This window comes from Cupriavidus sp. OV096 (assembly GCF_900115455.1).
In the GTDB taxonomy this organism is placed as follows: Bacteria; Pseudomonadota; Gammaproteobacteria; order Burkholderiales; family Burkholderiaceae; genus Cupriavidus.
Window position 1 is genome coordinate 233,885 of record NZ_FOWM01000007.1, and the last position, 21,735, is coordinate 255,619.

At 64.6% G+C, this 21,735-nt stretch carries 20 protein-coding genes; 10 read left to right on the top strand and 10 right to left on the bottom strand.

All coding sequences use genetic code 11. The features are described from left to right. Position 1 precedes the first annotated feature (1 nt). The 6 genes from BM115_RS17825 to BM115_RS17850 all read left to right on the top strand — a co-directional run bounded on the left by BM115_RS17825 (position 2) and on the right by BM115_RS17850 (position 6,725). The gene (locus BM115_RS17825) at positions 2–1,483 is read left to right on the top strand and encodes an efflux transporter outer membrane subunit (protein ID WP_092296875.1); all 1,482 of its coding nucleotides are present in this window, start codon (positions 2–4) and stop codon (positions 1,481–1,483) included. Between the two features lie 296 nt (positions 1,484–1,779). Next, positions 1,780–1,983, top strand: coding sequence for a hypothetical protein (locus BM115_RS17830; protein WP_092296770.1), 204 nt, complete (start codon positions 1,780–1,782; stop codon positions 1,981–1,983). 189 nt (positions 1,984–2,172) lie between these two features. Continuing rightward, entirely contained in the window at positions 2,173–2,352 is a 180-nt protein-coding gene (locus BM115_RS17835; RefSeq protein WP_143093917.1) for a hypothetical protein, read from the top strand. A 214-nt stretch (positions 2,353–2,566) separates the two neighbouring features. Continuing rightward, a complete protein-coding gene (locus BM115_RS17840; protein WP_092296776.1) occupies positions 2,567–4,888 on the top strand; it encodes an FdhF/YdeP family oxidoreductase in 2,322 nt (773 codons plus the stop codon). Positions 4,889–5,029: 141 nt separating this feature from the next. Next, positions 5,030–5,365: an HdeA/HdeB family chaperone gene (locus tag BM115_RS17845; protein ID WP_177219956.1), complete on the top strand. Its 336-nt coding sequence runs from the start codon at positions 5,030–5,032 to the stop codon at positions 5,363–5,365. A 106-nt stretch (positions 5,366–5,471) separates the two neighbouring features. Beyond that, positions 5,472–6,725, top strand: a complete 1,254-nt coding sequence (locus BM115_RS17850; RefSeq protein ID WP_092296782.1) for a cupin domain-containing protein — start codon at positions 5,472–5,474, stop codon at positions 6,723–6,725. Between the two features lie 64 nt (positions 6,726–6,789). Here the strand turns inward: BM115_RS17850 and cydB are convergent, their stop codons facing one another. From cydB to kbl, 9 genes are all read right to left on the bottom strand, one after another. Next, positions 6,790–7,776: a cytochrome d ubiquinol oxidase subunit II gene (gene cydB / locus BM115_RS17855; RefSeq protein WP_092296785.1), complete on the bottom strand. Its 987-nt coding sequence runs from the start codon at positions 7,774–7,776 to the stop codon at positions 6,790–6,792. A gap of 26 nt (positions 7,777–7,802) precedes the next feature. Beyond that, entirely contained in the window at positions 7,803–9,191 is a 1,389-nt protein-coding gene (locus BM115_RS17860) for a cytochrome ubiquinol oxidase subunit I (RefSeq protein WP_092296788.1), read from the bottom strand. Between the two features lie 266 nt (positions 9,192–9,457). Beyond that, the gene (locus tag BM115_RS17865; RefSeq protein ID WP_092296879.1) at positions 9,458–10,909 is read right to left on the bottom strand and encodes an efflux transporter outer membrane subunit; all 1,452 of its coding nucleotides are present in this window, start codon (positions 10,907–10,909) and stop codon (positions 9,458–9,460) included. Positions 10,910–10,917: 8 nt separating this feature from the next. Beyond that, positions 10,918–11,793, bottom strand: coding sequence for an efflux RND transporter periplasmic adaptor subunit (locus tag BM115_RS17870; RefSeq protein ID WP_177219957.1), 876 nt, complete (start codon positions 11,791–11,793; stop codon positions 10,918–10,920). Continuing rightward, positions 11,790–11,999 carry a DUF1656 domain-containing protein gene (locus BM115_RS17875; RefSeq protein WP_092296794.1) on the bottom strand — a complete coding sequence of 70 codons (210 nt, stop codon included), beginning with the start codon at positions 11,997–11,999 and terminating at the stop codon, positions 11,790–11,792. Before BM115_RS17875 ends, BM115_RS17870 begins: the two co-directional genes overlap by 4 nt. Then, on the bottom strand, positions 11,999–13,975 hold the full coding sequence (locus BM115_RS17880) for an FUSC family protein (RefSeq protein WP_092296797.1): 1,977 nt from the start codon (positions 13,973–13,975) through the stop codon (positions 11,999–12,001). Before BM115_RS17880 ends, BM115_RS17875 begins: the two co-directional genes overlap by 1 nt. A gap of 5 nt (positions 13,976–13,980) precedes the next feature. Beyond that, on the bottom strand, positions 13,981–14,445 hold the full coding sequence (locus BM115_RS17885; protein ID WP_092296800.1) for a MarR family winged helix-turn-helix transcriptional regulator: 465 nt from the start codon (positions 14,443–14,445) through the stop codon (positions 13,981–13,983). 77 nt (positions 14,446–14,522) lie between these two features. Then, complete coding sequence (locus BM115_RS17890) at positions 14,523–15,482, bottom strand: NAD-dependent epimerase/dehydratase family protein (RefSeq protein WP_092296803.1); 960 nt, start codon at positions 15,480–15,482, stop codon at positions 14,523–14,525. Then, entirely contained in the window at positions 15,479–16,681 is a 1,203-nt protein-coding gene (gene kbl, locus BM115_RS17895) for a glycine C-acetyltransferase (RefSeq protein WP_092296806.1), read from the bottom strand. Before kbl ends, BM115_RS17890 begins: the two co-directional genes overlap by 4 nt. A 98-nt stretch (positions 16,682–16,779) precedes the next feature. Between kbl and BM115_RS17900 the strand changes: the two genes are divergently transcribed. After that, the gene (locus tag BM115_RS17900) at positions 16,780–17,391 is read left to right on the top strand and encodes a helix-turn-helix domain-containing protein (protein WP_092296882.1); all 612 of its coding nucleotides are present in this window, start codon (positions 16,780–16,782) and stop codon (positions 17,389–17,391) included. A gap of 6 nt (positions 17,392–17,397) precedes the next feature. On the opposite strand, the gene BM115_RS17905 is transcribed toward BM115_RS17900, so the two are convergent. Beyond that, positions 17,398–18,069: a GntR family transcriptional regulator gene (locus tag BM115_RS17905; RefSeq protein WP_092296809.1), complete on the bottom strand. Its 672-nt coding sequence runs from the start codon at positions 18,067–18,069 to the stop codon at positions 17,398–17,400. Between the two features lie 118 nt (positions 18,070–18,187). On the opposite strand from BM115_RS17905, the gene pruA reads away from it, so the two are divergent. From pruA to BM115_RS17920, 3 genes are all read left to right on the top strand, one after another. Next, positions 18,188–19,813 carry an L-glutamate gamma-semialdehyde dehydrogenase gene (gene pruA, locus BM115_RS17910; protein ID WP_092296812.1) on the top strand — a complete coding sequence of 542 codons (1,626 nt, stop codon included), beginning with the start codon at positions 18,188–18,190 and terminating at the stop codon, positions 19,811–19,813. Between the two features lie 45 nt (positions 19,814–19,858). Beyond that, on the top strand, positions 19,859–21,067 hold the full coding sequence (locus BM115_RS17915) for an ABC transporter substrate-binding protein (RefSeq protein WP_092296814.1): 1,209 nt from the start codon (positions 19,859–19,861) through the stop codon (positions 21,065–21,067). 84 nt (positions 21,068–21,151) lie between these two features. Continuing rightward, positions 21,152–21,735 (top strand): ABC transporter ATP-binding protein (locus BM115_RS17920; RefSeq protein WP_092296817.1); only part of this gene is annotated, 584 nt, incomplete at its 3' end.

A 21,735-nucleotide genomic window follows, 5' to 3' on the forward strand; every position in this document is an offset into this window, starting at 1 on the left:
GATGAAGCGGGACACGAAGCGCACCACCAGGCATTCCATCAGGCACACCGCCGTCGTGCTGGCCTGCGCCTGGCTGGCCGGATGCGCCACCGAGCCGTACGAAGTGCCGGCGATGCCGCTGCCGGCCACCTATCAGGAAGCCGAGGCTGTCCAGCACCAGGACGCCATCGCGTCGGACTGGTGGCGCGCCTACGATGACGCCACACTCGACGCCCTACTGGCACGCATTGACGTCTCGAACCAGAGCCTGCTCAAGTCCATGGCCCTGCTGCGCGATGCGCGCGCGCAGGTGGCTGCCGCCCGCGCCGACTACTTCCCCACCGTCGGCGCCGCCGCCAGCGTCACGAGTACACACCTGTCAGCCAACGTGCTGGGCCATTCGCTGGCCGGCAGGACCACGCCCGATCACCTGATTGGTCTCGGTGCCACCTGGGAACCTGACCTGTTCGGCCGCATCGGCAACAACGTCGACGCCGCGAAGGCCCGCCTGCAGGCCAGCGCCGACGATGTGGCCGCCGTCCGCCTGAGCCTGTTGGCGGAAGCCGCCATCGACTACTTCGGCATCCGATCGCTCGACCGCGAGGCGGCGCTGCTGCAGCAGACCGTGGACGCCTACGCATCGGTGCTGCAACTGGTGACCAACCGCTACCTGGGCGGCATTGCGGCGGAAAGCGATGTCGCCCAGGCGAAGGCGCGCGTGGAAGGCACGCGCGCCCAGCTGACCGACCTGCAACTGGCGCGTACGCAGCTGATGCATGCACTGGCCACGCTACTGGGCGAGCCGGCGAGCACCTTTACCCTGCCGGTGGCCACGTCGAATCCGGGTGAGACCAGCATCGCCCTGCCCGCCACGCCGGCGGCCGTGCCGGCCACACTGCTCCAACGCCGTCCGGACATCGCAGCGGCGGAGCGCCGGGTGGCCGCCGCCAACGCGCAGATCGGCGTGGCACGCGCGGCCTTCTTCCCGACGCTGATGCTGAACCTGAACGGCGGACTGGAAAGTTCCGGCCTGGCGGGATGGCTGACGGCGCCGAGCCGCTTCTGGGCCGTCGGCCCGTCACTGGCCGCGACGATCTTCGATGGCGGCAAGCGCCAGGCCGGCGTGGACAGCGCCCGCACCCAGTTCGACGCCAGCGCGGCGGATTACCGCCAGACCGTGCTCAATGCCGTGCAGGATGTGGAAGACAACTACGCGGCGCTGCGGTTGCTCGACGAGGAAGCCGCCAGCCAGCGGGCCGCCGTCACGGCATCCGACCGCGCCCTGCAGCAGGCCACCGAGCGTTACCGCAAGGGCGCCTCCGCCTACCTGGACGTCAACGTGGCGCAGGCCACCGCCCTGACCGACGCCCGCGCATTGGAAGCCGTGCACCGGCGCCAGCTGACGGCCAGCGTCTCGCTGTTCCGGGCGCTGGGTGGGGGATGGGATAGAAAGGATGGGAAGACGGGCGAGCCCGCCGAGGCAAGCACGCCGGCCTCAGACTGAGGCTGATGCTCTGTTGGCGCTGCCCGGACGCCCATGCCCCGCTTCAAGCCGATGATGCCCAGCGCCTCGGCGAGCGGCGGGCGTCACCGGGGTCGACGTGCATATACGACACCTCCACCGGCCGCGCACAATGGCCCTACGCCCGCGGGCCGTATTCTCAAGTCTCACTCACTCCTCAGGAAGACAGATATGCGCTACATCATTACCCAAGACGGCACCCGCCTGTTTGCGGGGCCGGCGCCATGCTGATCGGCGCTTGAACCGCAGATCCATCGCAGTCCCACTGGAGAATCTCCATGCGTTCGACCCTGTTCCGCTCCGTTCTAGCCGCCACCTGCCTGCTCGGTACCGTGGCCGCCCATGCCACCGACCCAGCCACCAGCCCGTTTGCCGCCGATCGCTACGACTACAGCGTGCTGCCATCCGCCAGCGCTGTGGCCAAAGCACCGGCACCGGTCCGATGCCATGACGGCAAGGCGGCCTGCCATCCGAAGCACTAGGCGCCCTGCCGCGCGTCACGCGCGGTGGCGTGTTCCGGATGCGGCTGGCAAGAAGGGGGCCCCCCCATACCTTCGTTTAACGCGACACCACCTACGCGACTATTGTGGCCATCCGCACCGGGCTCCTAGCATTCCAGTCAACATCGATTGCTTCCACGGGAGCCGACCATGACAAGCCAAATAACCTGGATGCAGCGCCTCGCCGTTGCCCCCGACCACATCCCCGCACCGGCGCCCCCAACGCACCCTGACATCGCGGAGGCCCTCGTGAGCGAACAGGAAAGCCTGCTGCTGATGTACGGCTGGATTGTCCTTGCCGTCCTGAATCTGATTTTGATTACCGTCGCGTTCCTCCAGTACGCCGACTGAGCGCCCGGCACACCGACCGCATTCGTCCCTGGGTTTTCTCGCCTAGGCAATTTGTGGAGCCACTTCATCCTTTGGTTTGCCTGCGGCATTCCGGGCCTCCGGCATGTCGTGCGAAAACGAAACTGGCTCCGCAAGACGCAATTGCCGCAATCCTTCCTCCTTTACGCTCGGGCCATCACAAGGCATCGAACTCTTTAAGGCAGGAGACCCAGTCATGGCCTTCAAATCAAAGCCCCGCATCGAACCCTATGCCCACGCCGCCGCCGGCTGGGGCGCGCTGAAGTATGTCGCCATCAACCTCATCAAGGAACGCGTGCCGGGCCGTGACTACGCGATGCTGTTCCGCCAGAACCAGCCAGACGGCTTTGACTGCCCAGGCTGCGCCTGGCCTGACCGCGAACACGCATCGACGTTCGAGTTCTGTGAGAACGGCGTCAAGGCCGTGGCAGCTGAATCTACCGGCAAGCGCGTGACGGCCGAATTCCTCGCGCATCACACGGTGGAATCGCTGATGCGAGAGACCGACTACGAGCTGGAGCAGCATGGCCGTCTGACCGGGCCTGTGGTCTATGACGCAACGTCAGATACGTATCGCCCGATCAGTTGGCAGAATGCCTTTTCCCTTATTGGTACCCGGCTGCGCGCCATGCCCGACCCGAATCAGGCTGCTTTCTACACGTCCGGGCGCGCGAGCAACGAGGCCGCCTTCATGTATCAGCTGTTTGCACGGATGCTGGGCACCAACAATTTTCCGGACTGCTCGAACATGTGCCACGAAGCCACCAGTCGTGGCATGCCGCACACCGTAGGCGTCGGAAAGGGCACAGTCACGCTGGATGATTTCGAGACCTGCGACACGATCCTGCTGTTTGGCCAGAATCCCGCCACAAACCATCCGCGCATGCTCTCCGAACTACGCGACTGCGCCAAGCGGGGCGCCACGCTGGTATCAATTAACCCGCTGCGCGAACGTGGGCTTGAGCGCTTCACCAGCCCGCAGAGCCCGGTCGAAATGCTGACAATGTCAGAGACGAAGATCTGCTCGGTGTTCGTGCGTCCGACACTTGGCGGCGACTACGCGCTGATCAAGGGGGTGGCGAAGCGCGTGCTGGAACTGGACGACGAAGCGTTGACCAATGGAACGGCTCGCGTACTGGACACGGCTTTCATTGCTGAGCACACGCACGGCTTCGCGCCTTTCGCGGCCGACCTGCGCGCCGAATCGTGGCCCATCATCGAGCGCGAATCTGGCGTACCGCGCGAAGAGATCGAGGGTCTGGCCACCATCTATGTCCGGGGCGAGCGCGTGATCTGTACCTGGGGCATGGGTCTGACTCAGCACAAGCACTCGGTACAGACGATCCAGATGCTGACCAACCTGATGATGCTGCGTGGCAATATCGGGCGCGAAGGCGCGGGCCTGTGCCCCGTTCGCGGCCACTCCAATGTGCAGGGGAACCGGACGGTCGGCATCGAGGAGCAGCCGACCGGGGCCTTCCTCGACAAGCTCGGCGCAGCCTTCGGCTTTAATCCGCCGCGCGAACACGGCTACGACGTTGTGGAGAGCATCGAGGCGATGCTGCGGGGAGACGTGAAGGTCTTTATCGCATTGGGCGGGAATTTTGCATCGGCTACACCTGATACCGAGCGCACCTGGGACGCCCTGCGCGCATGCGACCTGACGGTGCATATCGCCACCAAGCTTAACCGCAGCCACCTTATCCATGGAAAAGAGGCGTTGATCCTGCCGACACTGGGGCGCACTGAGATTGACCTGCAGGACGGCGCTCCGCAAGGCGTGACCGTGGAAGACTCAGTCTCGCAGGTCCACATCTCTTTTGGCATGAACAAGCCCGCATCACCCGACCTGATGTCCGAAACTGCCATCATTGCCAACTTGGGCCATGCGACGCTGGGCAGCGAGACGGTCGACTGGCTCTGGTACGCACAGGACTACGCCCGCATTCGGGACAAGATCGCGGAAGTCATCGACGGCTTCGAGCACTACAACGCCCGCATCGCCATGCGCGGTGGTTTTCATCTGTATGTTCCCGCGCGCGAGCGGCAATGGCACACGCCCTCCGGCAGGGCGGAGTTCATTGTCAACGCACTGACTCCGGACACACCGATTGCCCAGGCCCGCGCCCGCTATGGCGAGCGGTTGATGACGCTGATGACCACGCGTTCTCATGACCAGTACAACACGACGATCTATGCGCTGGACGACCGCTATCGCGGCGTCTTCGGGCAGCGGCGCGTGGTCTTCATCCATGCGGCGGACCTGGAAATGCTGGGCCTGCGCGACGGCGACTGGGTCGACATGACCACGGTATGGCACGACGATGTCGAGCGGCGTGCCGACGGATTCCGACTGGTGGCGTACGACATTCCGCGCGGATGCATCGCCGCCTACTATCCGGAAACCAACCCGCTGGTACCGTTGGACAGCGTGGGGGACGTCTGCAATACCCCAACCTCAAAATCCATTCCAGTGCTGTTGCACCCGACGGCCTCCCCTGCCTCGAAGAAGGCATAGCCATGCGATTTGAAAACGCCTGACATGCTCCGAAAATCCCCCACCTGCGCGACCTTCTACGATAGGCCCAGGCGTGAACGAGATCATTCTCCTGATTGCGCTTCACGTCGATCCATCCCAACGAAGCTTCCAGGAGCCAGCATGAAACGCCTGATTCTTTCCCTCGCTATCGTCACCCTTTCCGCCCCGCTCATCGCCTCTGCTGCCACTGACGAAGTCAAGACCGTGAAGCCGTTCAAGATGACTTGCGAGGAGTTCCTCTCGGTCAGCGAAACCTACAAGCCGGCGGTGGTCTACTGGATCGCCAGCGTAGACAAGCTGGGCGTGCGCGAGAACGACCAGATCGTCGTTGACACGCCGCGCACGGTCGCTCACGTGGTTGACGAATGCCGGAAAGCACCCACCAAGAAGCTCTCGGACAAGGTGCGAACGTCGCTGGATAACCAGACGCTGAAGATCAACTACAACGGCGCCTGATGGCTTCTTGCCCGACATGGCGGCGATGCCTGGCGGGCCCTCCAACACCGTCCCTTGGGCGCTTCTGACGCGCGTGAGACTTCCCTATCCATGCAAAGGAAAAATCATGACTGACTTGTCCAGACGAAAGGTAATGATCGGTACGGCAACCGCGGCGTTTGCAGCCGCCGCTGCGTCAGCTCATGCCGCTTCATTCGGCAATCCAGACCGTCCGCCTGAAGGGGCGATCAACGCGCGCAACCGGCAGGGCCTCACCGATCCCGGCCCGCGGGACGATATGCTGGCACGGCAGTTCCCGTCCGCCCAGGACGCGCCGGCCACCGATGTCAACGGCATGCCGCAGTTTTGGTCGTCGTTCAACAATGCGCACAAGCGTATCCAGAACGGCGGCTGGGCACGCGAAGTCACGCAGGAGGATTTTGCCATCTCCAAGGACATCTCCGGCGTGAACATGCGGCTTTCGGCGGGCGGCATTCGCGAGATGCACTGGCATCAGCAGGCCGAATGGGCCATCATGCTCGACGGCAAATGCCGCATCACGACACTTGATGAAGAAGGCCGTTCATCGGTGCAGGACGTCAAAGCAGGCGACCTCTGGTACTTCCCGCCAGGGCTGCCGCATTCGCTGCAGGGAGCAGGCACCACCGGCGCGGAATTTCTGATTGCGTTCGATAGCGGCATGGCGTCCGAATTCAACACGCTGCTGGTAACGGACTGGCTCGCTCACACGCCGCCTGAAGTGCTGGCTGCTAATTTCGGCGTTCCGGTGGAATCGCTCAAGGATATTCCCGTCGACAACCTCTGGATCTTCCAAGGCAAGGAGCCGGGACCACTCGCGGCAGCACAACGTGCTTCCGCCTCGAAGAAAGGTCCACCCGCACTTCCGGTAACGTTTTCGCTGGCAGGTTCCACGCCGGTGCACAAGACGCGCAGCGGCTATGTACAGATTGCGGACAGCCGCAACTTCAAAATCTCGCAGAATGTGGCCGCGGCGCTGGTCACGGTGGTGCCGGGCGGTCTGCGCGAGCTGCACTGGCACCCGAACGCCGACGAATGGCAGTACTACATCAAGGGCAAAGGGCGCATGACTGTCTTCGATACGGGTCCCAAGGCGATGACCGCCGACTTCAACGCGGGTGATATCGGCTACGTGAAGAAGGGGCTCGGTCACTATGTGCAGAATGTCGGCAACACGGACCTGATCATGGTCGAGGTCTTCAAGGCTGACCACTTTGCGGAGGTGGCGCTGTCCGACTGGCTCACGCATACACCGCCTGAGATGGTCATGCAAACGTTGAACATCAGCGCGGAAACGCTGGCGCAGTTCCCGCGTGACCGCCCCGACATCGTGCCGGAATGACCCGCTTCTTCTTCGCCGCTATCTGACTGAGGATGCTCGACGTCAGTCAGATAGCGTAGGGCCTTCAATAATGCTCGGACGTGACGTCAACCTTGCCTTTGAAGACCGTGTAGCCGCACAGGGTGTAAGCCAGCATCAATGGGAAGACAAAGAGACCAGCCCCCCAGAACATGAACGACAGGCTCGACATCGGCGCAGCAGCCTCATTGATCGTGATGCTGAACGGCACGATGTACGGCCAGAACGAGACGGCGAACATCCCATATGCCACCACGAACAAGGCTGCGGACGCCAGGAATACCGAAGTATCCATCGCCCTTCTTGCCCCATGCCAGACAATCAACACGGCGATCAACCCAACGAACGGTACAAGGAACAGCACTGGACGCTCCGTCCATCGCGCCATGACCGCAAAATTGGCGTACAACGCGTGGAAGAAGAGTGCGATGAGCAAGACGAGTACGACGACAAGCAAGCGAGGAATCGCCCTGAATGCGGCATCGCGCGTCTCTCCCTCGCACTTCTTCGCCAGCCACCCCGCTCCGAGCAACATGTAGCCGAAGCAAAGCGCAATGCCGGCGACTACGGAGAACGGGCTGAGCCAGCTCATATCGTTGCCCATGAATCGCCCATTTTCGATGGGCAGACCCTCTGCCAACGCGCCAATCATCGCGCCTTGCATAAACGTTGCCACGAGAGATCCAACGACTAAGCCGCAATCCCACACCGGCTTGGAACGATGCGCATGGACACGGAACTCGAACGAAACGCCGCGGAAGATCAAGCCCGCCAGCATGACGCAGACGGGAATGTAGAAGGCACCGAGCAGCGTCGAATAGACCATTGGGAATGCGCCCCAAAGCACAACGCCCGCCACGATCAGCCACGTCTCGTTACCATCCCAAATCGGCGCGATTGAAGCCAGCATCGACTTTCTTCGTGCTTCATTCCGAGTCGTGCCAAACAACATGCCGACACCGAGGTCAAGACCATCGAGCAGCACATAGACGAGCATACTGATGGCCAGGATTGCGGACCAGTACGTAATCATGGTTGCCTCACAGAGTAGTCAGTTCATCAATCACGAAACGATTCCGCCGCAGCGACTGCCAACGGTCTGTTGGACGTTCCCGATGGCTCGCGGTCCTGGTCGATCGAAGCGGGACCATTGCGGAGTAGCTTGTAGACGTAATACGTGCCGAACGAGAAGACAATCAAGTACGTCACAACGAAGACAAACAGTGAAGCGCCCGCCGCGCGAGCCGTCAGCGTCGGCGTCAGTGCGTCTGCTGTGCGCAGCACCCCCCATACGGTCCAGGGCTGTCGCCCAACTTCTGCTGCGAACCATCCCGTCAGAATCGCCACGAACGGCAAGGGAAACGAAAGATAGGTTGCCCACAGGAGCGTCTTCTTTTCCTCGATGCTGTTTCTGAAGGAGAACCAGCTACCGAGCCACGCAATAAGCAGCATCGCAATCCCACAGCCGACCATCACACGAAATGCGAGAAACGGAATCAATACCGGTGGCCGCTGCTCCTTTGGAAAACTCGTGAGCCCCACCTCCTTCGAATCGGTGGTCATGGTCGCAATCAGGCTTCCGAGAATCGGAATCGATACTTCGTAGTGATTCGTTTCCTTTTCTTCGTCCGGCCATCCAATGAGCACCTCTGCCGCAGGCTGCTCGTCATGCCAACGCCCCTCAATTGCAGCGAATTTTGCCGGCTGGTCGTCGTGTACATAGTCACCGACCAGGTGCCCGAACACAAGTTGCACTGGTATGAGAACCGTGGCCAGCGCCAGGCCCATCCGTAGCATCACCTTCGCTTCCGGCTCACAGAGTTTGCGCAGCGTGTACCAGGCACCAGTCGCAGCGACACAGAACGCGCCAGTCAGGTACGACGCCAACAACATATGAGGAAAGCGCACCCAAACGACCGGACTGAAGATGATCTCGGCCCAATCCGTCGGGACAAAGCGACCATCGATGAAATCGTAGCCAACCGGGTGTTGCATCCAACTGTTGTTGACCATGATCCAGAAGGCTGAGAACGTTGTCCCGAGCGCAACCATCGCTACCGAGAACAAGTAGAAGCCTGGCTTGACCCTGGATCGCCCGAACAGCAGCACCCCGAAGAACGACGCTTCGAGCATGAATGCGGTGAAAGTCTCATACGTCAGCAACGGACCTTGCACGGGTCCGGAGAGGCGCGACAGTTCACTCCAGTTCGTTCCGAACTCGAATCCCAGCACGACACCTGAAACTACGCCAACGCCAAAGGCAACGGCGAAGATCTTCAGCCAGAAATCGAACACGCGTCGATAGACTTCCTTCCGCGTGAACTGATACATACCCTCGAGGAGCGTCAACCAAGCGGCCAGCCCGATCGTGAGCGAAGGGAAGATGATGTGAAACGACACCGTGAACGCAAACTGAATGCGCGAGAGCATGAGTGCGCTGACTTCCATGGAGCACCTTTACCTGGATCATTTCGCTTGTGAAATGATTCTCGCCAAAAGCGAGGTAGCGCCGTTGCAAAGGAAACCGCCCCTTTCGATAGCGCACGACGAAGCGACTGGGCCCATAGGCGCCAGTTATGCGTGCCGCTTCAATTGGAGGATGCCATCGACGAGCGCTATAAGCCCGCCGAGGGACGGAAAGCGCCAGGAAGACCGCCGGCTAACCCGGATGGATTCAAGCAGGTTCCGCGGCGGCGCTTTCCGATTTGCCAACGCTAATTTATCGGGGCACTCGCCACGGCCGGTGCATCCTGCCAGCCCCCGCCCAGCGCCACGAACAGGTTGATCTGGTCCATGGCGATCTGCGCGTCCGAGGCGGCAAGCGCGGCGTCGTTGTTAGCCAGCGTGCGGTCCGCGTCCAGGCTCTGCAGGTACGGCGAGCGTCCCGCCTGATACAGGAGCCGGTTGTGCCGGGCGGCCTCATCGGCCTTGTCGCGTGCGTCGCGCAGCGCCTGGTTTCGCTCGAGTTCGTGCGTGTAGCTGGACAGCGCGCTTTGCGTCTCGCGCAGCGCGCGCAGCACCACGCCGTCGAAGTGGGCCAGCGCACCCTCTGCACTGGCTTCCATGTTGTGGATGCGGGCGCGCGTGCCGCTGGTCGGAATCGTCCACGAAATCGCCGGGCCCCAGCCCCAGTGCGCGGTCGGCGCCTGGCCCAGGTGATCGAGAATGCCGGTGAAGCCCGCCGAGGCGCCGATGCGGATCTGCGGATAGAGGTCCGCCGTCGCCACGCCGATCTTGGCCGTCGCCGAGGCCAGTTCACGCTCGGCCTGACGGACGTCCGGGCGGCGCTTGAGCAGCGCAGCGCCATCGCCAACCGGCAGGGCCTGACGCAGCATGGGCACGTGCTCGCATGCCACGCTCGACATGTCCAGCGCGGTGGGCGGCTTGCCCAGCATCACGGCCAGCCGGTAGGCAGCGCCTTCCTGTTCGGCGCGGTACTTGGGCAGCACGGCGCGCAGCGAATCGGCCTGCGCCTGCGCGCGCAGCACGTCGGTCGGCATGCCACGTCCGGCATCGACCATCTTCTGGGCGAGCTGTGCGCCGCGCACCTGGAGGTCGAGCTGATGTTGCGCCACGTGCAGTTCATGCGTGGCGGTGCAGCCCTGCATATAGGCACGCACCGTTTCCGCCACCACGCCCACGCGGGCCTGGTCCAGCGCGGCCTGGCTGGCCTGTGCGCCGGCCAGCGCGGCTTCGTCGGCGCGGGTGAGCTTGCCCCAGAAGTCGATCAGGTACGACACGTCGAAGCCGATGTCGCCGAAGTTCATCGCCGGGATCTTTTCTTCCTTCAGCAGCGGCTCGCCGGCAATCTGGCCGCGCTCGGCGCTGGCGCGGAACTTGGCCTCGGGGAAGTTCTCGGCTTCCACCTCGTGATAGACGGCGATGGCGCGCTTCAGGTTGGCGGCGGCCACGCGCAGGTCGGTGTTGGCGACGAGCGCCTGCTTCACCAGCCCTTCGATCTTCGGGTCGTCGTAAAGCTTCCACCAGTCGTTGGGCACGTCGCCGATCGACACCGCCGGGTTGTCCGCGCCCTGGAACGGGCCGTTGGCGGTGGTGGCGTTGACCACGGCATCGCCGGGCACCTTGTGGTCGGGGCCGACGGTCATGCAGGCTGCCAGCGCGAGCGGGAGCATCCCCGCCAGCACGGCACGGCTTAAGCGACTCACTGCGCTGTTCACTGCGTACCCCCTCCGGTCACCGAGACCGTGGCGGTACGTCCGGCCACCAGCCGCACGTCGGCAGGCATCTGGTCGAACTGGATCCGCACCGGCACGCGCTGCGCCAGCCGCACCCAGTTGAACGTCGGGTTGATGTTTGGCAGCAGGCTGTTGCTGCTGGTGCGGTCACGGTCCTCGATACCGGCGGCGATGCTTTGCACATGGCCGTGCAGCACGCCCTTCTCGCCCATGATGCGGATGTCCACCGGGCTGCCGATATGGATGCCGTGCAGCTTGGTTTCCTCGAAGTAGCCTTCCACATGGAACGACCGGGCATCGACCATCGACAGCACGGGCTTGCCGGTGCTGACGTAGTCGCCCAGGCGCGGCAGGCGGTCGTTGACGTAGCCTTCCACGGGGCTCACCACGCGCGTGCGCTCCAGGTTCAGCTTGGCCACGTCCACGGCGGCTTCGGCCTGTGCCAGCGTGGCTTCGCCCTGCTGCACCCTGGCCAGGCCTTCCTCCACGACCTCGCGCGACACCACCTCGGCCAGCTTCTGGCTGCGGTTCGCCTCGCGGCGGTACTGCGCCAGGCTGGCGCGCATCGCGGCGGCGGTGGCCTGGGCCTGACGCAGCGCCAGCGTGTAGCGTTCATGATCGATCTCGAACAGCAGGTCGCCGGCCTTCACGCGCTGGTTGTCCTTGACGGCGATGCGCGTGACCAGCCCCGAGACATCGGGCGCCACCTGCACCACCTCGGCGCGGATATGCCCGTCGCGCGTCCACGGCGCCACGGTGTAGTAATCCCACAGATGCTTGACGACAACCGCGCCGACAGCGGTGACGGCCAGCGTCAGCACGACTGGCCCGAGCGAAGAGAGTTTGAATTTCATGATTGGAACCACGGCACCACGGCAACCACCCCACCCAGGACGATCGCGTACAGCGCCAGATTGAACAGAGAACGGTGCCACACGAGCTTGTAGAACCCCAGGCGCGTCAGCACTGCACGCGCGCCACTCGTGATCGCAAAGGCGGCCAGCATCCACACCAGCAGGCTGGGGATGAACACGCCATAAAGACTGAATTCGCCGGGCATCAGGCGCCTCCGGTAACAGGGGCCGGCACCACGGCCGGCGGGAACAGGGCCACTTGCATCTCCACCAGGGCAGCCAGCGCGATGCGCGACTGCACCTTCTGCTGCGCGTTAGCCAGCCGCGTGTGCAGCGCCGGCGGCGGTCCGTTCAGCTTGCCGTCCAGCCGTGCCTGGTAGTAGCCGGCCACGCTGCGCAGCACGCGCTTGACCGCATGCTGCTCGGGCGCTGACAGGGTGGGCATCTCGCGCTGGAGTGCCAGCGTGGTCAGCTCCACGCGCACCTCGCTGAAGCCATCGGGCGATACCTCGCTCTCGCTGGCGGCCAGCCGGGGCACCAGTTGCGCCAGCCGGTCCAGCATGCGCGCGCGCAGCCGGGTGTGTTCTTCGGGGCGGGTGCCCACCGCGTTGTCGGCGATATCGCCCCAGCTTGACCGCACCAGCCGGCGCGTGGCGGCCGCCGTGCCGAACGGCCGCATCACCAGCGTCCAGACCAGCGCGAAGGCGATACCGGCGATGCCGGCGATATTGCTGTTGAAGAAGGTATGGAAGTCCGCGCTGTAGGCGCCCGAGATGCCGATGTCGTTGGCCGTGACCACTGCCAGCGGCATGCCGATCATCGCCAGGCGCGGCTGCGCCACCAGCAGGCCGATGATCAGGTACGGCACGGCGAACATCAGCACCAGCATCTCGAAGTCATGCGCCACGGGCAGCACGGCGAACAGGAACACCATCGAGATCACCATGCACACCACGTTCCAGTTGAAGAACGACTGGATCATCGGCGCGGGTTCATCAAGGGCGGCGAAGAAGCAGCACGACACCGCGCCCAGCGCCACGGCGCCGGCGCCATCGGCCCAGCCCATGTGGATCCAGAGCATGCCCATGGCGAAGATCGACAGGGCCACCGTGACGGTGGAAAACAGCAGCAGGCCGTGGTCGTAGTGGCGCGTCTGGCCGACGTCCCAACGCCGGAACTCAGGCATCCAGCCGCCACGCACGTCGCGTTCGCCGATGCGCCGGCACAGGGACACGCAGTCGCGCCACAGCGCCACCATCTGTTGCAGGCGGTCTTCGGCGGCAGTGACCAGCGCGGCATCCCAGCCGGGTTCGAGCGGCGTACCGGTCAGCTCGGGCGGCGCGTCTACCGCTCCGCCCTGTATCCATGCGCGGACCGCGCGCATCTGGGTCCGCAGCGCGTCCGGCAAGCCGCCGGCGGCCTGGAGCGATTCCACGATCGCCGCCAGCGAGGACATCACCGGCAGCAGCATCGTCATGCGCCCACGCAGTTCGCGCGCGGCGCGCACCCGGGCGATGCTTTCGGTGTCGTAGCCAAGCTGGCTGATGAGTTGATCGAGGGCCAGGATATCGGCGGCCAGACGGTGACGGCTCTGGTGGCGCGTGACCTGCATGCCGGGGCTGGGCGAGAGCATGTCGCCGGCCCAGAGCGCGGCGTCGGCCATCCACTGGCGCGACTTGTCGCGCAGCACGTCCGCCACGCTCGCCGGGAACACCACGGCGCCGACCACGGCCGCGCACAGAATGCCCAGGCTGATTTCCTCGGCCCGGGCAATGGCGATATCGAAGATGGCGGCGGGATTGTCGACCGCCGGCAGCGCCACCAGCGGCAGCGTGTAGGCGGCGAGCATGAAGACGTAGCTACGGGGGGTGCGGTGCAGCAGCGCGATGTAGAGCAGGCAGCCGGTCCAGAGCGCCACCGCGCCCATCAACAGCGGCGGCGAGTTGACCAGCGAGGGCACCATCGCCACACCGGCTGCGGCGCCCTGCAGCGTGCCGAGCACGCGGTACAGCGCCTTGGAACGCGTGGCGCCGGTCAGCGGATGCGCCACCACGTAGACGGACGCCATCGCCCAATACGGCCGCGGCAGGCCCATGTACATCGCGATCCAGAGCGCCAGCATGGCGGCGGCGAACGCCTTGAACGAGAAAACCCAGTCCCTTGCGGATGGCCAACTACCCATGATGCTCAGGGCTCCAGCTTGGCCGCCGCGGAAGCATTTCCTGCGGCCTTGTACAAGGCGTCCAGCACGCGCAGCGTGGCTTCGAGGTCAGTCTCGCTGATCTCGGCGAACACTTCGGCGCGGAGTTGCTTGAGTTCGACTTCGATCTGCTCGGCCATGCGCTCACCGGCATCGGTGAGCGAGAGCACGTTGGCGCGGCGGTCGCTGGGGTCCACCTCGCGGCGGACCAGTCCGGCGGCACTCAGTTGATCGACCAGACGGACCAGCGTGGCGCCTTCCACGCCCACGTAGTCCGCCAGCGTCACCTGGCGCACCCCACCGCCGAGGCGGCGAATGAAAAGCAGCGGCGCGGCGGCCGCTGCGGAAATCCCGTGTGCCGTGACCGACGCCTGGCTGATCTGGCGCCATTGGCGGCCCGCCAGCATGAGCTGGCCGGTAAAGGCAAAAAGGAGGGCGTCTATCTTTGGCATGGGCCGAATGATAGACGTGAATTAATTAGGATGCAAACTATTTCTTTCCGAACTAGTTCATGTGATCTGGGGAGCGCTTATCCGGCGGTGGCCTTCAGGTTCTCCAGCATGTCGTCGACCATCTCCGAGAGGCCGAACTTCGGCTGCCAGCCCCAGTCGGTACGCGCGGCGCTGTCATCGATCGAATCGGGCCAGCCCCGGGCGATAGCCTGCCGGTAGTCCGGCGCATAGCGCACGGCGAAGTCCGGCACCCGGCGGCGGATCGCCTCGGCAATCTCGGCCGGGGTAAAGCTCATGCCGGCGAGGTTGTAGCTGCCCCGCTCCCGGATCGATTCGCGCGGCGCTTCCATCAGCTCCAGCGTGGCGCGGATCGCGTCGGGCATATACATCATCGGCAGTCGCTCGTCGGACTCCAGGAAGCAGTCGTAGGGCTCGCCGCGCACCGCGTGGTGGAAGATATCGACCGCATAGTCGGTGGTGCCGCCGCCGGGCGGGGTCTTGTGCGAGATCAGCCCCGGATAGCGCACGCTGCGCACATCCACACCATGGTTCTCGAAGTACCACCGGCACCAGCCCTCGCCCGCCTGCTTGGAAATGCCGTAGACCGTGGTCGGCTCCATGACGGTTTTCTGCGGGGTGTCCACGGCGGGCGTGGTGGGGCCGAACGCGGCGATCGAGCTGGGCCAGAACACGCGCTCGATGCCCTGCTGGCGTGCCAGTTCCAGCACGTTCAGCAGTCCGGTCATGTTCAGGTTCCACGCCCACTGCGGCGCCTTCTCGCCCGTGGCGGAGAGCGCGGCGGCCAGCAGGTAGATCTGCGTGATGCCGTGGCGCTCTACCACCGTGGCCAGTTCGCCCCGGTCCGTCACGTTCAGCATTTCATGGGCGATATGCACGTGGCGGCCGGTAGGCACCACGTCCGAGGTGACCACATGCTCGCGCCCGTGCCGCTCGGCCAGCGCCAGCGCGAGTTCGGACCCAAGCTGCCCGTTGGCGCCGATGATCAGGATCTGCGGCTTGCTCACTGCCTGGCTCATCGAATCAGCCCCAGTTCACGGCCGGCCTGCGCGAAGGCGTCCAGCGCGCGTTGCAGCGTGGGTTCATCGTGCACCGCGCTCAGCTGCACGCGGATGCGCGCCTGGCCCTTCGGCACCACAGGGTAGAAGAAGCCCACCACGTAGACGCCCAGCGCCAGCAGCCGCTCGGCAAGCTGCTGGGCTTTCTCCGCATCGTAGACCATGATCGGGACGATCGGATGGTCGCCCGGCTTGATATCGAAGCCCAGCGCGGCAATCCCCTTGCGGAAGAAGGCGGTGTTGCGCTCGAGCCGGTCGCGCAGGTCGGTGCTGGCCTCGAGGATATCCAGCACGGCGATGCTGGCGCCGACGATGGCCGGGGCCACGGTATTCGAGAACAGATACGGACGCGAACGCTGACGCAGCAGTTCCACCACTTCCTTGCGCCCGCTGGTGAAGCCGCCCGAGGCGCCGCCCAGCGCCTTGCCGAGCGTGCCGGTGATGATGTCGATCTTGCCGAACACCCCGCGCGCCTCGTGCGTGCCGCGCCCGCGTGCGCCCATGAAGCCGCTGGCGTGGCATTCGTCGATGCCAAGCAGCGCGCCGTACTCGTCGCAGATCGCACGGATCTCATCGAGACGCGCCACGGTGCCGTCCATCGAGAACACGCCGTCGCTGAACACGAGCTTGAAGCGCGCGCCGTCAGCGTCGGCTTGTTGGAGTTGGACGCGCAGGTCGTCGAGGTCGTTGTGCTGGTAGCGGTAGCGCTTTGCCTTGGAGAGCCGGATGCCGTCGATGATCGACGCATGGTTCAGCGCATCGCTGACCACGGCGTCGTCCGGGCCCAGCAGGGTTTCGAACAGGCCGCCGTTGGCGTCGAAGGCGGAGCCGTAGAGGATGGTGTCCTCGGTGCCGAGGAAGCGGGCCAGCCGCGCCTCCAGCGTCTTGTGCAGGTCCTGCGTGCCGCAGATGAAGCGCACCGAGCTGAGGCCGAAGCCGTGAGTGCGCAAGGCTTCGTGGGCGGCCTCGATCACCTGCGGGTGCGAGGACAGTCCCAGATAGTTGTTGGCGCAGAGGTTGATCACTTCCCGGCCGTCGGCCGTGCGGATGACCGCGCCCTGCGGCGTGGCGATGATGCGCTCGCGCTTGTACAGCCCCGCGTCGCGGATGGCATCCAGTTCCGCACGGATGGATGCATAGAAAGTCTCGGCACTCGACATGGCCCGGCTCCCGGTGGTAGTGTCTCGGTCGTTCGATTCGATAAATCGAACATGTTCTATATAACGAACGGTTCGTGCACTATAACGAACACATGACGATGACGCAACCCTCCCCGCCCAACTCCCCCAAGCCGCCCGTCCAGTCCGATGGGCCACCCGCCGTGGGAGGCGCGCTCCAGGCGCTGCGGCAGGCCCAGCAGTTGTCGCTGGATGACCTGTCGCGCCGCGCCGGTGTCTCCAAGTCTATGCTGTCCCAGATCGAACGAAACCTGACCAATCCGACGGTGGCGGTGCTGTGGCGGCTGGCCAACGCGCTGGGCGTGAACCTGGCGGACTTCCTGGCCAATGGCGCGGCCAGCGCGCCGGCCCCGGCGATTGCCGTGGTGCAGCCGCACGCCATCCCGGCGCTGAAAAGCCCGGACGGGCGCTGCGAGCTGCGCATCCTCGGGCCGATCGACCTGGCGGGGAAATTCGAGTGGTATGAGCTGACGATCCAGCCCGGTGGGGTGCTGGCGTCCGAGCCGCATGACGCGGGCACGCAGGAGCACCTGTCGGTGCTGAGCGGGTCAATGACCGTGCGTGCCGCAGAGGACGAGAAGAAGCTGAAGCATGGCGATACCGCCCGCTATGGCGCGGACGTGGCCCATGCGATCGCCAATCCGGGCAAGAGTGCCGCCACGGCGCTGCTCGTGGTCGTGCACCCCGCCTGATTTGATTTAATCCACGTCCTTCATCCGCTCGCTGGCAAGCAGATTGCGCTTGGTCTCGAGGATGTGCTCCTCGAGCAGCGACGCCACCTTCTCGGCATCGCGCGCCTTGCATGCTTCCAGAATGCGATAGTGGTCCGCCTGCGGGCCTTCCTTGCCGGTGGCCATAGACATCTGCTCGTGCGTGTAGCGGTCCGTGTTCAGGCAGAACTCCTCGATCAGCCGGCGCAGCCGCTTGTTATTAGCGGGCGCGCACAGCGCCAAATGGAAGCGCCGGTTGTACTCGGCCCACTCCGCGAGCGAATCCGACTGCGAGTACGCGTCCAGAATCTCCTGCATCTGCTGGAAGTCCTGCTGAACCATGTTCGGCACGCCGATGCGCGCCGCGTGGCATTCCAGCGCGACACGGATATCGAGCAACTCGCAGATCTGCGTCGCATCCATCCCTGACACCACCGCGCCACGGTTGCGCTGATAGGTGACGAGCCCTTCCGTTTCGAGCTGGCGCAGCGCTTCCCGCACGGGAATGCGACTCGCGTTGAAGCGTTCCGCCAGCGCGTCCTGGCGCAACTGCGCCCCGGCCGGCAACGTGCCTTTCTGAATTTCGTAGCGAAGCTGATCGCGAATGATCTGGGGTAAACCCTTGGTAGGAGCGCTTGCGCGGCCCGTTTGCGTGGACATGGGAGGTGCTGGAGATCGGTATGCGATTCGAGTGAGGCCCCTATTGTGCCTGAATATCCCGACTGCTAAACTGGATCCAATTTATTAATGTTCATATCCAAATAAGCTCGTAACGTATATGTCTGCAAACAATTCCTATCCAAAATCCATCAATGAAACGGTCCTGAACCACGCCCCGGGCACCGCCGAACGCGTCGCGCTGACGGCAGAACTCGACAAGCAGCAAGCCTTGGTGCGCGAGATCCCGGCCATCGTCGGCGGCGAGCGCATCCTTAGCGGCGACATCACCGACGTGCGCGCCCCGCACGCCCACGCCCGCCGCCTGGGCGAAGTCCATAACGCCGGCGAGACCACCATCCACGCCGCCATCGACGCCGCAGTGGCCGCCCAACGCGACTGGGCCAACGCCACGCTGGCCGAGCGCTCCGCCGTCTTCCTCAAGGCCGCTGACCTGCTGGCCGGCCCGTGGCGCGCCCGCCTGAACGCGGCGACCATGCTCGGCCAGAGCAAGACCGCCTACCAGGCCGAAATCGACTCGGCCTGCGAACTGATCGACTTCCTGCGCTTCAACGTGCAGTTCGCGCACGAACTGACGGCCGGCCAGCCGATTTCGTCGCCGGGCATGCGCAATCACCTCGAATACCGTCCGCTGGAAGGCTTCGTCTACGCCGTCACGCCGTTCAACTTCACGGCCATCGGCGGCAATCTGGCCATCGCCCCGGCGCTGATGGGCAACACCGTGCTGTGGAAGCCGGCCGCCACGGCGTCGCTGTCGAACTTCCTGTTCATGGAGCTGCTCGAGGCCGCCGGTCTGCCGAAGGGGGTCATCAACTTCCTGCCGGGCGACCCGGTGGCGATCAGCGGCGCCGTGCTGGCGCGGCCCGAACTGGCCGGCATTCACTTCACCGGCTCGACGGCCGTGTTCGACACACTGTGGGGCGAAGTCGGCCGCAATGTGTCGCGCTACCGCAGCTATCCGCGTCTGGTCGGCGAAACCGGCGGCAAGGACTTCGTGCTCGCCCACCCGTCCGCCGATGCCGACACGCTGGCCGTGGCGCTGCTGCGCGGCGCCTTCGAGTACCAGGGCCAGAAGTGCAGCGCGGCGTCGCGCGCCTACATCCCCGCCTCGCTGTGGCCGGCCGTGCGCGAGCGCGTGGTGGCGATGGCCGAGACCATCCAGATGGGCGATGTGACCGACTTCACCAACTTCATGGGCGCCGTGATCGACCGCCGCGCGTTCGACCGCATCCATGGCCATCTGCAACGCGCCGCCAGCGACAGCGCCGTGAAGCTCGTCACCGGCGGCAAGGCCGACGACAGCGTGGGCTACTTCATCGCGCCGACCGTGCTGGAGGTGGACAACCCGCGCCACACGCTGATGGAAACCGAACTGTTCGGCCCGGTGCTGTCCGTCTACGTCTACGCCGACGCGCACTGGCCCGAGGTGCTCGAACTGGTCGACGGCACCAGCCCCTACGCACTGACGGGCGCGATCTTTGCAAGGGATCGCGCGGCCATCGCCCAGGCTTCCAACGCCCTGCGCTTCGCCGCCGGCAACTTCTACATCAACGACAAGCCCACCGGCGCGGTGGTCGGCCAGCAGCCGTTCGGCGGCGCGCGCCGCAGTGGCACCAACGACAAGGCCGGTTCGCCGCTGAACCTGCTGCGCTGGGTGTCGCCGCGCACGGTCAAGGAAACATTCGTGCCGCCGGCCGACTACCGGTACGCGCACATGGCGGTCTGAGCAGCCGCCCAGCTTTTCTAGCAACACCACCACGGAGAAGAAGAGATGAAGCGAGCCACCCTGCTGTCCGCCCTGGCGTTCAGCCTTTCCACGTTTGCCGGCGCTGCCAGCGCCGCGATTTCCGGAGATGTCGTCAAGATCGGCGTGATGACCGACCTGTCTGGCGTCTACCTTGACTACGCCGGCAAGGGCTCGGTCGAAGCCGCCAAGCTGGCCATCGAGGATTTCGGCAATGGGCTGCCGGGCAAGAAGATCGAGCTGGTTACCGCCGACCACCAGAACAAGGCGGACATTGGCAGCGCCAAGGCGCGCGAGTGGATCGACCGGGACGGCGTCGACGCCATTGTCGACCTGCCGAACTCGTCGGTCGCGCTGGCCGTCTCGCGCATCGCGTCGGAGAAGAAGCGCATCTCGCTGATCACTGGCGGCGCCAACCTGCGCCACACCAACGAGGAATGCTCGCCGTACATCGTCCACTATGTGTATGACACGTACGCGCTGGCCAACGTAGCCGGCAAGGCCATGGTCAAGCAGGGTCTGAAGAGCTGGTATTTCCTGACGGCCGACTACGCGTTCGGCCAGTCGCTGGAAACCGCCACGGCGGATGTGGTGAAGGCGTCGGGCGGTACGGTGGCCGGCAACATCAAGCACCCGCTGAACGCATCGGACTTCTCGTCGTTCATCCTCCAGGCCCAGGCCAGCAAGGCCCAGGTGGTGGCGCTGGCCAACGGCGGCGGCGACACCATCAACGCCATCAAGGCGGCCAACGACTTCGGCCTGCCGCGCAACCAGACCCTGGTGGGCCTGCTGATGACCATCAGCGACGTGCACAGCCTGGGCCTGAAGCTGACGCAGCGCATGAAGCTGACCGATGCCTGGTACTGGGACCTGAACCCGCAGACGCGCGAGTTCGGCGCCCGCTTCTTCGCCCGCATGAAGCGCATGCCGAACATGGTGCATGCCGGCACGTACTCGGCCGTGCTGCAGTACCTGAAGGCCGTGCAGGCGGCAGGCAGCGACGATTCGGACGCCGTGATGGCGGCGCTGAAGAAGGCCAAGATCAACGACGCGTTCGCCAAGAACGGCTACATCCGCGCCGACGGCCGCATGATGCATGACATGTACCTGATGGAAGTGAAGGCGCCGAACGAGTCGAAGACGCCGTGGGACTACCTCAAGCTCGTGGCCACCGTGCCGGCTGAGGAAGCCTTCCAGCCGCTGTCGCAATCGCGCTGCCCGCTGGTGAAGAAGTAAATAGACGACAGCCATGCTTTGCTCCCCTCTCCTGCCGCTTTCCCGCAGACGGAGGGGAGCCAACCGGCAGCCTATAAGAGACTCATGCAAACCAACGTACTAGAAGTCCGCAACCTGACCAAGTCCTTCAAGGGCTTCACGGCGGTCAGCGGCGTGGACCTGCAGGTGCGACGCGGCTCGATCCACGCATTGATCGGCCCCAACGGCGCGGGCAAGACGACCTGCTTCAACCTGCTCACCAAGTTCCTGGAGCCGACCACCGGCACCATCCTTTTCAACGGCATCGACATCACCCGCGAGAAACCGGCGCAGATTGCGCGGCGCGGCGTGATCCGTTCGTTCCAGATTTCCGCCGTGTTCCCGCACCTGACCGTGCGCGAGAACGTGCGCATCGGCCTGCAGCGCCAGCTCGGCACCTCGTTCCAGTTCTGGCGCAGCGAGCGATCGCTCGACGTGCTCAACGACCGGGCGATGGACCTGCTCGAACAGGTCGGCCTGACCGAGTTCCCCGAGACCGTCACCGTCAACCTGCCGTACGGCCGCAAGCGCGCGCTGGAGATCGCCACCACGCTGGCGATGGAGCCCGAGCTGATGCTGCTGGACGAGCCCACGCAGGGCATGGGCCACGAGGACGTGGACCGCGTGACGCAGCTCATCAAGAAGGTGTC

What these genes read in the sequence shown, in the direction of transcription:
- BM115_RS17825 (WP_092296875.1), top strand. Translation starts at nt 2, where the DNA reads ATGAAGCGGGACACGAAGCGCACCACCAGGCATTCCATCAGGCACACC.
- BM115_RS17830 (WP_092296770.1), top strand. Translation starts at nt 1,780, where the DNA reads ATGCGTTCGACCCTGTTCCGCTCCGTTCTAGCCGCCACCTGCCTGCTC.
- BM115_RS17835 (WP_143093917.1), top strand. Translation starts at nt 2,173, where the DNA reads ATGCAGCGCCTCGCCGTTGCCCCCGACCACATCCCCGCACCGGCGCCC.
- BM115_RS17840 (WP_092296776.1), top strand. Translation starts at nt 2,567, where the DNA reads ATGGCCTTCAAATCAAAGCCCCGCATCGAACCCTATGCCCACGCCGCC.
- BM115_RS17845 (WP_177219956.1), top strand. Translation starts at nt 5,030, where the DNA reads ATGAAACGCCTGATTCTTTCCCTCGCTATCGTCACCCTTTCCGCCCCG.
- BM115_RS17850 (WP_092296782.1), top strand. Translation starts at nt 5,472, where the DNA reads ATGACTGACTTGTCCAGACGAAAGGTAATGATCGGTACGGCAACCGCG.
- cydB (WP_092296785.1), bottom strand. Translation starts at nt 7,776, where the DNA reads ATGATTACGTACTGGTCCGCAATCCTGGCCATCAGTATGCTCGTCTAT.
- BM115_RS17860 (WP_092296788.1), bottom strand. Translation starts at nt 9,191, where the DNA reads ATGGAAGTCAGCGCACTCATGCTCTCGCGCATTCAGTTTGCGTTCACG.
- BM115_RS17870 (WP_177219957.1), bottom strand. Translation starts at nt 11,793, where the DNA reads ATGAAATTCAAACTCTCTTCGCTCGGGCCAGTCGTGCTGACGCTGGCC.
- BM115_RS17875 (WP_092296794.1), bottom strand. Translation starts at nt 11,999, where the DNA reads ATGCCCGGCGAATTCAGTCTTTATGGCGTGTTCATCCCCAGCCTGCTG.
- BM115_RS17880 (WP_092296797.1), bottom strand. Translation starts at nt 13,975, where the DNA reads ATGGGTAGTTGGCCATCCGCAAGGGACTGGGTTTTCTCGTTCAAGGCG.
- BM115_RS17885 (WP_092296800.1), bottom strand. Translation starts at nt 14,445, where the DNA reads ATGCCAAAGATAGACGCCCTCCTTTTTGCCTTTACCGGCCAGCTCATG.
- BM115_RS17890 (WP_092296803.1), bottom strand. Translation starts at nt 15,482, where the DNA reads ATGAGCCAGGCAGTGAGCAAGCCGCAGATCCTGATCATCGGCGCCAAC.
- kbl (WP_092296806.1), bottom strand. Translation starts at nt 16,681, where the DNA reads ATGTCGAGTGCCGAGACTTTCTATGCATCCATCCGTGCGGAACTGGAT.
- BM115_RS17900 (WP_092296882.1), top strand. Translation starts at nt 16,780, where the DNA reads ATGACGCAACCCTCCCCGCCCAACTCCCCCAAGCCGCCCGTCCAGTCC.
- BM115_RS17905 (WP_092296809.1), bottom strand. Translation starts at nt 18,069, where the DNA reads ATGTCCACGCAAACGGGCCGCGCAAGCGCTCCTACCAAGGGTTTACCC.
- pruA (WP_092296812.1), top strand. Translation starts at nt 18,188, where the DNA reads ATGTCTGCAAACAATTCCTATCCAAAATCCATCAATGAAACGGTCCTG.
- BM115_RS17915 (WP_092296814.1), top strand. Translation starts at nt 19,859, where the DNA reads ATGAAGCGAGCCACCCTGCTGTCCGCCCTGGCGTTCAGCCTTTCCACG.